The following is a 13,648-nucleotide window of genomic DNA, read 5'->3' as shown; positions in this document are numbered from 1 at the left end:
GGAGTAAAGCAGATGGCAAAGCGTTCCAAGGCCTACCTGGCCGCGGCCGAGAAGATCGCCGCAGATGTGAACTATGAACCGGCTCAGGCAATCGCCCTGGCCAAAGAGACCAGTGTGGCGAAGTACGACGCCACCGTCGAGGTCGCTCTCCGCCTGGGTGTTGACCCCCGCAAGGCGGACCAGATGGTGCGCGGCACCGTCAACCTTCCGCATGGTACCGGTAAGACCGCTCGGGTCCTGGTGTTCGCTGCCGGCGACCGTGCAGAAGCTGCCCGTGAAGCAGGTGCTGACTTTGTCGGTTCCGATGACCTGCTGGAGAAGGTGGCCGGAGGGTTCACCGACTTCGATGCCGCTGTTGCGACCCCCGACATGATGGGCAAAGTCGGTCGTCTCGGTAAGGTGCTGGGTCCCCGCGGCCTGATGCCGAACCCGAAGACCGGCACCGTGACCATGGACGTCGCCAAGGCGGTCAACGACATCAAGGGCGGAAAGATCGAATTCCGCGTCGACAAGCACTCGAACCTGCACTTCATCATCGGAAAGGTCTCCTTCTCCGAGGAAGCTCTGCAGGCGAACTTCGATGCTGCGATCGAAGAGATCCTGCGTCTGAAGCCGTCCTCGTCGAAGGGCCGCTATATCAGCAAGGCTACGATCACGACCTCGAACGGCCCGGCCGTTCCGGTCGACCACTCGGGTCTGCGCATCTGATCGATTCGATGCGCTGAGAGAGGGCGGGAAGCGAGCAATCGCTCCCGCCCTCTCCCCTTCCCAATTGCTACCTGACGGCGGCCCAGATACCTCGATCCTTCTATGTCTTGTCAAGCGGGTTGAGGAACGGTATCGAGCGCGTTGAGGATCTTGTAGACCCGGCGCGCTAGATACCGTTTGAGGTTGCGCTTGATCTCCCTCTTGGATTTCTTCGTCGGTTCTTCACCGTAGTGGCGGGCCACGTAGTTCCTGGTCCGTTCGTCATGGACCATTCGGTTCATGACCACTGTGTGTAGGGCCCGGTTCAACTGCCGATCCCCGCCCCGGTTCAACCGGTGCCGGCGCGTGTTGCCCGACGACGCAGGTATCGGGTTCACTCCCGCCAGAGCTGCGAACGCGGCCTCGTTCCGCACCCGCCCCGGGTGGGACCACGCGGTGAAGCACACAGCGGCGCTGAATGGGCCGATCCCGGGCTCATCCAGCAAGGGTGCGGCCGGACTAGCTTCAACAAGCTCGGTGAGCCTGTCATGGTTGGTCTGCAGATCATCGTTCAAAACGAGGACGCGTTTGGCCAGACGGATCGCTTCTTCCCGGGCGGTGGACAAGTCGACGTCTTCGTTGCGGGTCCGCCATTTCGCGATCTCGTCGACCTGGTCACTGGTCAATGACTTGCGGGCATCGATGCCCAGATCGATGGTGCGCACCAGAGCTGTCAGGGAGTTGATCATCCGAGTCCGTTCCGTGGTCATCGCGTCCCGGGCTGCCAGCAGGACACGCAGCGCCTGCCGGACACCTTCACCGTGACGCGGCCACCGCAGTTGATCGGCGTCGAGAGGCAATACAGATGCCGCGATCCGGCGGGAATCAAGCTCGTCGCTCTTACCGACACCGTGGCGGGCTTTGGCATCCATACGCCCGGCTTCGACTACCGGATACCCGGCTGCGGCGATGTGTCCGGTCAGCACCGCACCGTACGAGGCAGCACCTTCAACGACCCAGAGGGTGTCGAGGTCACCGCTGGTGCGCCTGCCGGCCCAGGTGAGGGCTCGTTTGATTCCTGCTGACGTGGTGGGGAAGGAACGGGTTTCGACGAGAATTCCAGTGTTGGTGACGATGGAATACGCGTGGTTTCTGGCGTGTGTATCAACACCGATGAAGAAACTGTATAAGTGCGCGACAATAGACATAGCGGTTCGAAGCTCCCTGTTTGACCGATGGGTTGCGTGGCCGCTTGCGGCCGGTACCGGTCCGGGTTAGAGATCACTTCGGAACAACACTGTGATGAGTCACGCCCCTGGATTTTCGGGGGGTGGACAGCCTTCTGATCAAGTTACCGATGTGGGCCGAGCTGGTGCCGGCCGCACCATCCATGTGATCGGACAAATCGAGGGCAAGACACCACGGTGTGGGTCAGCGCGAGGTGGAGTCACGATTACTGGACGGAGAGGCCAACACCTACTCTGCCAGCCAGTCCCAGACCAGCCACTGTCAATACTCACAGCGCGAGGTAGCTGGGCCGCCGTCAGGTAGTTCTAGGGGTGGACGGGGCCTTGTTCACGGAACGGTTCGCGATTAGATTATGAGCAGTCTCTCTTCCGACACCCGCCGATGGAGGTGGACCGTCCGCCATGGATTCGACGCTGCTGCTCGAGGACACCTATCAGCGTGCCGTTCGACGTGCACATGAGCGTCTGGCCGGACCATCGGAGTCGAGCCTCCAACTGCCGTCCTCAGGGCCGGGCGTGCGGGCCTCGGTCTTGGAATCATGGGACCGGTCCCTGGCCCGGTTGCGCGATCCCGACAGCGTGCAGGTCCAAGTCGCCTTGGAAACCGATCGTCTCGCGGAGGTGCGGCGACGCCATCCCTTCCACGCGATCATGCCGCTGCTGCGATCCCACCTCATCGAACCCGCCAGAGACGCCGGACTCCTCGCCGCCCTCGGCGACGAACAGGGTCGACTGCTGTGGGTCGAGGGGGAGCGGGGCGTGCGCAACCGCGCCGAAGCCATGGGATTCGTCACCGGCTCGGACTGGTCGGAAGAGGTCATGGGCACCTCCGCCCCGGCGTTGGCGCTGCGTTCGGGGCAACCCGTGCAGGTCAGCCGCGCCGAGCATTTCGCTCCCGACGTCCATTCCTGGAGCTGCAGTGCGGTCCCCGTCACTCACCCGCTGACCGGGCAGGTCATCGGCATCATCGACGTCACCGGGGGAGACGACGCCGTGTCCTCCATCGTGCTGCCGCTGCTGTCATCGACGGCGAAGGCCGCCGGTGCGCAGCTGTCCCAACTCTTCACCCCGCAGCAGATGCACAACGGCGCCGAGGCGGCCGGAACCAGACTGACCGTGCTCGGCCCCAGCCCCGCCTTGGAAAGCCCCGGCGGAACGCGTATTCCCCTGACCCGCCGACATGCCGAGATCCTGCTCCTGCTGCACCGGTTTCCCGACGGCATCAGCGGTGCCGGACTGGTCGAACGACTGTGGACGGTCGGCGGCAGCGAAGTCACGGTCCGGGCGGAGATCAACCGACTGCGCAGAACGATCGGCAGCCTCGGCGATCTGCGCATCGATGCCCGCCCCTATCGCCTGCGCGGAGAGCTCGATTCGGATCTTGAGCGAACCGTTCAGGCACTGGCCAGTGGTGACGCGGATTCGGCCCTCGAACAGTTCACGGGAACTGTTCTCCCTGATTCCGAAGCGCCGGGGGTGCGTGAGATCGGCGCGGAGGTCGAAGCGCTCGTGCGCGAGACCCTGCTGCAGGACGGAACCTGGCAGCAGCTGTGGAGGTTTGCGAACCTGCCGGATTTCCGTGACGACGTCGAAGTCCTCATGACCGTGCTGCGTCTGGCCCCTCCCGAGGCCGCCGAACGCAATGCTGCGGTCGTACGTCTGGAGGCGCTGGGTCTCTGAACTCGGCGAACCCGCTGAGGTTCGGTATGCGGGATGGTTCGGCCGCCTCGGCGATGTGATGCAACCCACTTGCAACGTTGCGCTCGGTAGCGTCGTGGTCACACGGAGACAATCCGGTGGAATCAGACGCATCAAAGGAGTTGCAATGACTGTCTACGCACAGCCTGGTCAGGACGGGTCGCTCGTCACCTTCAAGTCCCGCTACGAGAACTTCATCGGCGGTCAGTGGGTGCCGCCGGTCAAGGGCAACTATTTCGAGAACCCCAGCCCGGTGACCGGCAAGACCTTCACTGAAGTTCCTGCCAGCACCTCTGAGGACATCGAACTTGCTCTCGACGCCGCGCACAAGGCGGCTCCGGCCTGGGGCAAGACCTCGGTCGCCGAACGAGCCACCATCCTCAACAAGATCGCCGACCGGCTCGAGGACAACCTCGAGATGCTCGCTGTCGCCGAGACCTGGGACAACGGCAAGGCGATCCGCGAACCTCTCAACGCCGACCTGCCGCTGGCGGTCGACCACTTCCGCTACTTCGCCGGAGCGATCAGGGCGCAGGAGGGCGGACTCTCGCAGATCGACGATGACACCGTGGCGTATCACTTCCATGAACCTCTCGGTGTGGTCGGTCAGATCATTCCCTGGAACTTCCCGATCCTCATGGGCGTGTGGAAGATCGCCCCGGCGCTGGCCGCCGGCAATGCGATCGTCCTCAAGCCCGCCGAGCAGACTCCGGCATCGATCCTCGTCCTAGTCGAACTCATCGCCGACCTTCTGCCCGAGGGTGTGCTCAACGTGGTCAACGGCTTCGGTCTCGAAGCCGGCAAGCCGCTGGCGTCGAACAAGCGGATCTCGAAGATCGCGTTCACCGGTGAGACCACGACCGGTCGTCTGATCATGCAGTACGCTTCGCAGAACATCATCCCGGTGACACTGGAACTCGGCGGGAAGTCGCCGAACATCTTCTTCGAGGATGTGCTGGCCAAGGACGACGCGTATGCGGACAAGGCCCAGGAGGGCTTCACGATGTTCGCGCTCAACCAGGGCGAGGTCTGCACCTGCCCGTCGCGTGCGCTCATCCAGGAATCGATCGCTGATCCTTTCCTCGAGAAGGTCGTGGCCAGGACGAAGAACATCGTCCAGGGCAATCCGCTCGACACCGACACGATGATGGGCGCCCAGGCTTCGAACGACCAGTTCGAGAAGATCATGTCCTACCTCGACATCGGCCGTCAGGAAGGCGCCGAAGTGCTCACCGGCGGCGGCAAAGCCGAGCTCGACGGGGATCTGGCCGGTGGCTTCTACGTGCAGCCGACGATCTTCAAGGGCACGAACAAGATGCGTATCTTCCAGGAAGAGATCTTCGGGCCCGTCGTCTCGGTTGCGACGTTCTCCGACTATGCCGACGCGTTGGCCACGGCCAATGACACGCTCTACGGCCTCGGTGCCGGTGTCTGGTCGCGTGACGGCAACACCGCCTACCGGGCCGGTCGTGAGATCCAAGCCGGGCGCGTGTGGGTGAACAACTACCACGCCTACCCGGCACATGCGGCCTTCGGCGGGTACAAGGCATCGGGCATCGGACGTGAGAACCATAAGATGATGCTCGACCACTACCAGCAGACGAAGAACCTGCTCGTCAGCTACTCGGAGAACGCCCAGGGCTTCTTCTGACCCCAATTGCTACCTGACGGCGGCGCAGCAACCTCGCGCCAGGTATCTGGGCCGCCGTCGGGTAGTTCCACCCAGAATTCAAACCTCGCATAGCCTCATCAATCATCATCACAAAGGAGCGAATGATGTCCGCAATGAAAGCTGCAGTGGTCGAGGGCTTCGGCCAGGAACTCGTCGTCGGAGACAATGCGATTCCCGAACCAGGCCCGGGTCAGGCACTGGTCAAACTCATCGCCTCCGGCGTCTGCCACACCGACCTCCACGCCGCACACGGTGACTGGCCGGTCAAACCGAAGGTACCGCTCATCCCCGGACACGAAGGTGTCGGCGTCGTCGAGAAGGTCGGCGAGGGCGTCACCGATGTCGAGGTCGGACAGATGATCGGCAACGCCTGGCTGTGGAGCGCGTGCGGAACCTGTGAGCACTGCCGTCAGGGATGGGAGACTCTCTGCGAATCGCAGGTCAACGGCGGCTACGGCATCGACGGGTCCTTCGGTGAGTACATGCTCGTCGACACGAAGTTCGCCGCCATCATCCCCGACGGTGCCGACCCTTATGAGATCGCCCCGGTCCTGTGCGCCGGCGTCACCGTGTACAAGGGACTCAAGCGCACCGAGGTGAAGCCAGGCCAATGGGTCGTCATCTCCGGAATCGGCGGACTCGGCCACATCGCCGTCCAGTACGCCGTCGCCATGGGCATGCGCGTCGTCGCCGTCGATGTCGCCGACGACAAGCTGGCGCTGGCGAAGAAGCACGGTGCCGAGATCGCCGTCAATGCCTTCGCCGAGGATCCGGCCGAGATCATCCAGGACAAGATCGGCGGCTCCCACGGAGTCCTCGTCACCGCCGTCCACCCGGCCGCGTTCGGTCAGGCGATCGGAATGACTCGCCGAGGCGGAACCATCGTCTTCAATGGACTGCCGCCCGGTGACTTCCCGGCTCCGATCTTCGACATCGTGCTCAAAGGTCTGACGATCCGCGGGTCGATCGTCGGAACACGGCAGGACATGGTCGAGGCGCTGGAATTCTATGCCGCCGGCAAGATCCATCCGACGTTCACGAAGCGACCGCTCGAGGACATCAACGCGATCTTCGATGAGATGATCCACGGCAAGATCGACGGCCGCGTCGTCATCGAATACTGACAAATCAGCTCACCCGCGCTCTAGAACTACCTGACGGCGGCGCAGCAACCTGGCGTGGAGTGGTCCCCGAAAGTTGGACTGTGATCAACACAAACCAACTTGAAGGGACTACTCCATGCGCAAGGACTGTCTGATCACCAACGTCCAAGCCCGTGCCGCGATCGAACTGTTCGACCACGGCTACGGATACGCTGCGACAGCCACGAAGCTCGACGTCCACAAACCCACACTCAAACTCCTCCACGACCGGTGGTTAGTGCGTGGAACAATATCGTTCATGGAACCCCACCAGCCCCGGCGCATACCAGCAGAGCAGAAGATCGCGACCGCGAAGCGATACCTCGACGGTGAACACAAAGTCGAACTCGCCAAGGAACTCGGCCTGGCATCATCGCGACCGATCCTCGACTGGGTCAAGGAATACCGAGACAAGGGCGAGGACGCTTTCACCCCACGCAAAGCATCGGGGAAGGGCAAAACAGCTCGCATGCGCGCGATCGATCACGGGCAGGACCCGGATGCCGACCCGGCACCGTCGAAGCCGGATGTGATGGCGAAGAAGACTCGGGTCGAGGACATCAGCCTGGCCGAGTACCGGCAGCTACAAGACCGGCTGCTGCGGGCGGAAGCGGAGAACGCGTACTTAAAAAAACTGAAGGCCTTGAGGCAGAACGGGCAGCTGTAAAAGCACGCATTGTTGCCAGTCTCAAGGCGGACTACCCACTGTCACTGCTGCTGAGCATTGCGGGGTTGGCGCGGTCGACGTTTTTCTATCACCAGAAACGCTTCGGTCAGAGACCTGACCCGTATGTGCAGGTGAGGGCCCGGATCCGGGAGATCTTCACCGACAGCAACGAACGCTACGGGCACCGCAAGATTATGACTGTCTTGGTCAAAGAGGGCCTGTCGATTGCGAAGAAGACCGTGCTGCGGTTGATGCAGGACATGGGGATCAAGACCAAGGTGCGCCGGAAGCGGTACAACTCCCACCGCGGCACGGTCGGCCGTGTGGCTGGCAATGTCCTCAACCGGGACTTCACTGCTGAGGAACCGAATGAGAAATGGGTCTCTGACGTCACGGAATTCGCTGTGGCGGATCAGAAACTGTATCTGTCACCGGTCATTGATCTCTTCGATACCAGTGTGGTGTCGTACTCGATGTCGACGTCACCGAACACGGCGTTGACGAACGAGTCACTGATCAGGGCATGCCAGGGGCTTCGGCCGGGTCAGGCACCGTTGGTGCACACGGACCAGGGGTTTCAGTACCAGCACGTGTCGTGGGCGGCGATCTTGGCCGAGTATGGTGCACGCCCGTCGATGTCGCGGAAGGGAAATTGTTGGGATAACGCGGTCGCGGAGAACTTCTTCGGGCAATTGAAGTCTGAAATGTTCTATCTGCAGAAGTTCGACACTGTCGAGGACCTCAAGACCGCGATCGATGAGTACATTCACTGGTATAACTTTGAGAGGATCTCGACACGACTTGGCGGTCTTGCTCCGATGGAGTATCGGACCAAGACCGCCAATGCCACAGAGGCCGTAACCGCTCTATGCTGACCCCACAGCAGTCCAACTATTGGGGACCACTCCAGCGCCAGGTTGCTGCGCCGCCGTCAGGTAGTGTGGGAGGGGTCTCGGTGGGTGGATTGGACTTGCCGGGAAAGACTTAGTTAGACTTGAACCACCCAAGACCGTCGGTCTCTGTGGAATCACCAGGATTCGCCATCGGATCTCGGTGCCCGCAGACGAAGACTCCTAGTGAGTGACCCACGCAGGTGAGCTCGAAATCCTTCCGTCGGATTCCTATGGAATCGACGGCGCAGCGTTTCACGCCTTCCTGCGTGGAGCGCTTTTTCTGTTGTCGGGACAGACCGGACGACTTATGAAAGGAACACCATGGCGAGGCCAGACAAGGCAGCCGCAGTCGAGGAGATCAAACAGCAGTTTGAGAACTCCGACGCTGTGTTGCTGACCGAGTACCGCGGTCTCACCGTCGCGCAGATGAAAGAACTGCGCGTCTCTCTCGGTGAGAACGTCAGCTACGCCGTGGTAAAGAACACGCTGACCAAGATTGCAGCCAAGGAAGCCGGAGTCACCGGTCTCGATGAGCACCTCAATGGGCCCACCGCGATCGCGTTCGTCAACGGCGAACCACCTGAGGCTGCCAAGGCTCTGCGTAACTTTGCCAAGGCGAACGACAAGCTCGTGGTGAAGGGCGGCTACTTCGATGGAGCCGCACTCAGCCCCGAACAGGTCAACCAGCTCGCCGACCTCGAATCCCGCGAAGTGCTGCTTGCAAAGGCAGCCGGTGCCATGAAGGCAAGCCTCCACCAGGCGGCTTACCTCTTCACCGCTCCGCTGGTCAAGGCCGTGCGCACTGTCGATGCCCTCCGCGAGAAGCAGGACGACGCTCCTGCTTCCGACGCCTGAGCATCACCCCAAACCGAACCGGTCACTGACAGTGACCAAAACAGGAAGGACTAGCCACCATGGCTAAGCTCACCACCGACGAGCTCCTCGAGGCTTTCAAGGAGCTCACCCTCATCGAACTGTCCGAGTTCGTCAAGAAGTTCGAAGAAGAGTTCGACGTCGAGGCTGCCGCTCCGGCCGCCGTCGCCGCTGCTCCTGCCGCCGCTGGTGGCGGAGAAGCTGCTGCTGAAGAGCAGACCGAATTCGACGTCATCCTCGAATCGGCCGGCGAGAAGAAGGTTCCCGTCATCAAGGAAGTCCGTGGACTCACCTCCCTCGGACTCAAGGAAGCCAAGGACCTCGTCGACGGAGCTCCCAAGGCCGTCCTCGAAGGCGCTTCGAAGGAAGACGCCGAGAAGGCCAAGGAGACCCTCGAGGCTGCCGGCGCCACCGTCACCCTCAAGTGATCTTCTGGGCAGCAGCCTGACTGCTGCCTGAGGCTTCGAACCCCCACAGTCCGCTGTGGGGGTTCTTTGCATCCCCGCCGAGGATGCCCACCCCACCGAGGCTGCCCACCCCGTCACGCTGCCATGTGGCCGATTCGGAACACCGACCGACAGAGGCCGGTCGCAACCTGACTTATCCTTGACTGGTGACCGAGACGACGAGCTACGCCCGCGCGCAGCAGCAGCTGCGCGACCGCATTCGCGACGCTTGGGCGCAGCAACCCCTCTACATCGACGAGATCGTCAGGCCCGGACTGACCCAGAACCAGCTCAAAGCCATCCGGCACGCCTCTCGGCAGACCGAGGACACCGGTCTCACCCATTTCCTCGCGATCATCCCCGGCCTCCAGACCATGGGCTACGGCGATTGGGCGAAGTTCACCTCCGACTTCGCATTCGACATGCACGAGGAGTCGGGGGCGAAGCAGACCCTCGTCCTCTTCAGCGAGGGTGAGACCTCCGCCCGCTCGTTCGCCTACCTCGTCACCGACAACGGACCCGTCGTGCCCCCGGGCGCCCCCGAGCTGATGAAGTCGAAATCCGATGACTTCATTCCCGTCGAGCTCGCCGTCCCCTATTATCTGCAGGTCCTCGTCGCCGCCGCCGAAGGCACCGAGCCTCCGCCTGCACCGGATTTCGATACCCGCGACGTCGGCACCCGCAGTGAGGACTACATCGAACGCTTCGGCCTCGACAACTCCGACCCCGACACGCTCGTCTTCGGTGCGACGACCGCCGCAGCTCTCGGCGCGACCCTGTGGCTGCTCAGCCGCCGCAATCGCTATTCCTGGCGGAAGGAGCTGACGACGAAGCCGGAACTGGTCAAGTCGCACAATCTGAAGAAGGCCGTCACCGAGGCGGCCACCCCGATCCCCGAACCTGTCCGTCCCGATGACGAGACGTGGGCACTGTACGACCGTGGCAGACGAGTCCAGGATGCTCTGACGGCTCTGACCTCGACCCACCCGGATTGGGCCGAATCCGTCGACTTCGCCCACCGCAACGGTGTGCTCGTCCTCGTCACCCTCGACCGCTGGGTGCGCCGACAGCTTCGCCGGCGTTCCGGCACCGTCGACGACGAGCCGCGGTTCTGCTTCCTCTTCCCGCACCATCGCAGAGACATCGACGACCACGTGCTCAAACAGTCGGGCCGCAGCCTCACTGTCGGGCTGTGCGCGGACTGCCGTGAGGAGCTGGGGACCGGCCACGACCCGGAACGACTGATGGTGCCCAAACTGCCCGGCTCTCGCCGCGCAGTACCGTACTTCCAGCGTGACGACGCCTACGCGCTCTCCGGTTTCGGCAGCTTCCAATCCCTCGACGAGGCGGTGCTGGACGAGATGAGCCCGGAGCCGTCCGCAGCCGGAAGGAGTCGATGATGGCAGCCGCCGGAGACTCGCAGCCGATCGGGATCCTCAACTGGCTCATCGCCGTCGTCGCTGTCGCCGCCGTATCGATCGGCGCCACCCTGCTCAGCGGGCACTTCTTCGACGAGACGAAGGCCGAGCGCATCGAGGCAGCTGACAGCGACCGGATCGACGTCGAATCGATCTTCACCGACCGCATCGAGGGCGCCATCGACCCCGACTACGACCCGGCCCGCTATCAGGCGATCGCGAAGTCCTTCTCCACGGACTCCGTCTACTTCGACGGCTACCCCGAATTCGACATCAAGGACGACGAGATCGCAGCGATCAGGACCGCCATCGCCGGCGCCGACACCCCTATCTACGTCGCCTTCCTCAACACCTCCGACCTCGACGATGCCGACGGCGACCTCGATCTGCTCGCGGCCCGAATCGTCACTGAGATGGACGACGCCGAGGCGGCTGTGCTGACCGTCGACGCCACCGGCATCATGGGAGTGGCCGAAAAAGGGGTGTACCGACCCCAGATGCCCTACCTCAGCGGTGAGTACAAAGACACGGATTCCCGCAGCGCACTGAAAGGCGTCCGACAGATGATCTCCGCAGAGACCGAGGACCTCGCCTCAGGCCATTCGTACAAGCACGACGACAACGGCAACCCGCAGGTGGTCGATCAGGACACCGCGAACGACCCCCACGACCTCGAGTACAGCACCGGCGGTGCAGTGGCCGGAGGCGTCTTCGGCATCCTCGTCGGCGGGGGAGCCGGGATCGGAATCCACTTCATCCGCCGTGCCCTGAAGAAACGGACAGCCAAGCAGTGACTCAACAGGCCCAGACGATCGCCGAGGCGCTCAACACCGACCCCGTCTACGTGACGAACAGCGCGAAGGGGGAAGTGAACGAAACGCTGCTGCAGAAGGCGGAGACGAAGGTCGACAACCTCGACTTCGACGTCTTTGTCATCGTCACCGGAGGCGAAAGCAGCGACTACGACCTGCTCGAGCAGGTCAAGGTCTTCAACGGCGGTGAGGGTGCATTCATCATGATCGACACGAAGACCGACCTCGCCGTCGACTACACCTTCGAAGACCAGCACGACCTGCAGATGCAGGTGATGGACCAGCTCTCCGTCGGCCGCGACCAGTGGAGTATCAGCACACCGTCGGTGACGAAGCTGAACATGCTGCTCGACCTCTACGCCGACCCGCAGGAGGCCCCGAAGCATGAAAGCGGGCAGGAGGTGCCGGGCAGTGAAGTGCAGACTGTCGACAATTCGGGTTCGACGGCCACGCTGTTTCTCGGGGGAGCGGTTCTGGTCCTGGCACTTGTCATCGCCCTCATCTGGTTCGCCAAGGCTCGGCGGGAACGCGCGAAAGCCTCACGCACTCGCCGCCGCTTCGAACTGCCCGCACGACTGCTCGACAGGGTCGATGACCTGCAGCGGAAGACCCTGCGGGAGGGACTGAACGAGGACACGACGGAACTGGCCGACGAGATCACGAAGCTCCAGACCCAGGACCTCAGCAGCACGGATGCCGAAGGGGTGGAACGGGCACTCGACGCCTATCAGATGGCCCGAACCATCGTCGACGACGCCGAGGCCGAACGCATCGACCTCGCCGGAGCCATGGTGCTGCTGCGCCAGGCCGGACGTGAGATCGCCGAGGTGAAGCTGCACAGATCAACCAAGCGCGGGGCAAGGGCTCGGAAGTCCGATGGTGCAAGGGCCTCCGGCTCGACGAAGTCGACAAAGCCCCGGGGGCTCCCGCAGAGTCTGTGCACGGTCAACCCCCTCCACGGAGAAGCACGGTCGAACCAGCTGGTGAGCACTGAGCGCAAGGGCCACCTGACGGGAAAGAGCGTCCGTGTGCCCGTCTGCGCCACCTGCCTGTCCGATCTGCACTCTGGCCGCGAACTGCAGTGGATCTTCGACGGCGACCGCCCCTATGTCGAGGGGCGAAGTGTCTGGGCGCAGACGCTGTTCGGGGCCATCGGCGGCGATCTCGTCACCGCCCTGCACCGGCAGGACTCCCAGCCCTGGCAGGAATCCTAGTCCCTGGCCGGCTGCTCGCCCCAACGGATCAGACCAGACGGTGCTCCCGCGGAATCGACCGATCACGGTCACCCGGCATGGAGCGGGCGGGCAGGGCCACCTCGGCGTCTCCCTGATCGACCATCAGCCCTTCGATATCGGCGAGCTGGCGAGCGAGGAAATCACGATCGACCGGAATTCCATGTCCGGGAACGAACGTCTTCGCCTCAGGAAACGACAGCAGGTTGTGCAGACTCGATGCCCATTCGCTCAGGGCGGCATCGGCACCGGCCTGAGGAGGAGCGGCCTCCTCGACGAGGTCACCGGCGAAGACGATGCCGAGCTCGGGCAGGCGGACTACGAGATCGGCCGTCGAATGCCCACCGAGGACATGGAATTCGACCGGGCAGTCGCCGAGGTCGAGGTGCCAGACATCGCCGGGGGTCGGATCGACAGGGGAGACGTCGACGATGAGGTCGCCGGGGTCATCGGGAAGGCTCGACCGATAGTCATCCGGGAAGTCGCCGCCTGCGACGCCGTCGAGAGCGATCCACGCCGTAGCCTCCTGATCGGCGGCGAACGACGATGATGCGTACACGGCGGTGACCCCGGCGGACACCGCCGCGGCGGCACCGAAGAAATGATCCCAATGGTCATGGGTGATCGCGAGTTCGATCGGGTGCGGACGGTCACCTCCGATCTCCTCGCCGAGGCGGCCCGCCCGCTCCACCAGATGCGCGGCGGCCGCGGGGCCGGGCCCCGCATCGACGAGCAGAGTGCGATCGATGCCGACGATGATTCCGCAGTTGACGGAGGCAGGATCGAAGCTGAGGACATTCACTCGTGTCATGGTCGCAGTCTAGAATGTCTCACACCGGCTGTCAGCGCGACGATGGGCGA

General features: G+C 63.1%; 13 protein-coding genes. 11 read left to right on the top strand and 2 right to left on the bottom strand.

Translation table 11 applies throughout. From position 1 onward, the window contains the following. The first annotated feature begins 12 nt into the window (after positions 1 to 12). The gene (gene rplA, locus BLU88_RS15165; RefSeq protein WP_092015727.1) at positions 13 to 708 is read left to right on the top strand and encodes a 50S ribosomal protein L1; all 696 of its coding nucleotides are present in this window, start codon (positions 13 to 15) and stop codon (positions 706 to 708) included. Between the two features lie 110 nt (positions 709 to 818). Here rplA and BLU88_RS15160 read toward each other — a convergent pair whose 3' ends face one another. After that, positions 819 to 1,895, bottom strand: a complete 1,077-nt coding sequence (locus BLU88_RS15160) for an IS110 family RNA-guided transposase (RefSeq protein ID WP_092015724.1) — start codon at positions 1,893 to 1,895, stop codon at positions 819 to 821. A gap of 441 nt (positions 1,896 to 2,336) precedes the next feature. Here BLU88_RS15160 and BLU88_RS15155 point away from each other — a divergent pair, with 441 nt between their 5' ends. The 10 genes from BLU88_RS15155 (at position 2,337) to BLU88_RS15110 (ending at position 12,769) form a co-directional block, all read left to right on the top strand. Beyond that, positions 2,337 to 3,614, top strand: coding sequence for a helix-turn-helix domain-containing protein (locus tag BLU88_RS15155; protein ID WP_092015721.1), 1,278 nt, complete (start codon positions 2,337 to 2,339; stop codon positions 3,612 to 3,614). A 145-nt stretch (positions 3,615 to 3,759) separates the two neighbouring features. Beyond that, on the top strand, positions 3,760 to 5,283 hold the full coding sequence (gene exaC / locus BLU88_RS15150) for an acetaldehyde dehydrogenase ExaC (protein WP_092015718.1): 1,524 nt from the start codon (positions 3,760 to 3,762) through the stop codon (positions 5,281 to 5,283). A 125-nt stretch (positions 5,284 to 5,408) separates the two neighbouring features. Continuing rightward, on the top strand, positions 5,409 to 6,428 hold the full coding sequence (adhP, locus tag BLU88_RS15145; RefSeq protein ID WP_092017544.1) for an alcohol dehydrogenase AdhP: 1,020 nt from the start codon (positions 5,409 to 5,411) through the stop codon (positions 6,426 to 6,428). Positions 6,429 to 6,543: 115 nt separating this feature from the next. Beyond that, entirely contained in the window at positions 6,544 to 7,113 is a 570-nt protein-coding gene (locus tag BLU88_RS15140; RefSeq protein WP_092011929.1) for a helix-turn-helix domain-containing protein, read from the top strand. Positions 7,114 to 7,121: 8 nt separating this feature from the next. Next, positions 7,122 to 7,988 (top strand): IS3 family transposase, encoded by an 867-nt coding sequence (locus tag BLU88_RS15135; protein ID WP_231939705.1) that lies wholly within the window; start codon positions 7,122 to 7,124, stop codon positions 7,986 to 7,988. A 339-nt stretch (positions 7,989 to 8,327) separates the two neighbouring features. Then, entirely contained in the window at positions 8,328 to 8,861 is a 534-nt protein-coding gene (rplJ, locus tag BLU88_RS15130; RefSeq protein WP_062244493.1) for a 50S ribosomal protein L10, read from the top strand. A gap of 59 nt (positions 8,862 to 8,920) precedes the next feature. Continuing rightward, the gene (rplL, locus tag BLU88_RS15125; protein WP_062244490.1) at positions 8,921 to 9,307 is read left to right on the top strand and encodes a 50S ribosomal protein L7/L12; all 387 of its coding nucleotides are present in this window, start codon (positions 8,921 to 8,923) and stop codon (positions 9,305 to 9,307) included. A gap of 185 nt (positions 9,308 to 9,492) precedes the next feature. After that, on the top strand, positions 9,493 to 10,725 hold the full coding sequence (locus tag BLU88_RS15120) for a hypothetical protein (RefSeq protein WP_092015715.1): 1,233 nt from the start codon (positions 9,493 to 9,495) through the stop codon (positions 10,723 to 10,725). Further along, entirely contained in the window at positions 10,725 to 11,537 is an 813-nt protein-coding gene (locus BLU88_RS15115) for a hypothetical protein (protein ID WP_092015712.1), read from the top strand. Before BLU88_RS15120 ends, BLU88_RS15115 begins: the two co-directional genes overlap by 1 nt. Beyond that, positions 11,534 to 12,769: a hypothetical protein gene (locus BLU88_RS15110; RefSeq protein ID WP_092015709.1), complete on the top strand. Its 1,236-nt coding sequence runs from the start codon at positions 11,534 to 11,536 to the stop codon at positions 12,767 to 12,769. The genes BLU88_RS15115 and BLU88_RS15110 overlap by 4 nt, the downstream gene beginning before the upstream one ends. A 28-nt stretch (positions 12,770 to 12,797) precedes the next feature. On the opposite strand, the gene BLU88_RS15105 is transcribed toward BLU88_RS15110, so the two are convergent. After that, positions 12,798 to 13,598 (bottom strand): MBL fold metallo-hydrolase, encoded by an 801-nt coding sequence (locus BLU88_RS15105; protein WP_092015706.1) that lies wholly within the window; start codon positions 13,596 to 13,598, stop codon positions 12,798 to 12,800. Positions 13,599 to 13,648 lie beyond the last annotated feature (50 nt).

This window comes from Brevibacterium siliguriense, assembly GCF_900105315.1.
In the GTDB taxonomy this organism is placed as follows: domain Bacteria; phylum Actinomycetota; class Actinomycetes; order Actinomycetales; family Brevibacteriaceae; genus Brevibacterium; species Brevibacterium siliguriense.
The sequence above is the reverse complement of the archived record's forward strand: the minus strand, read 5'-3'. Positions and strand labels throughout refer to the sequence as shown.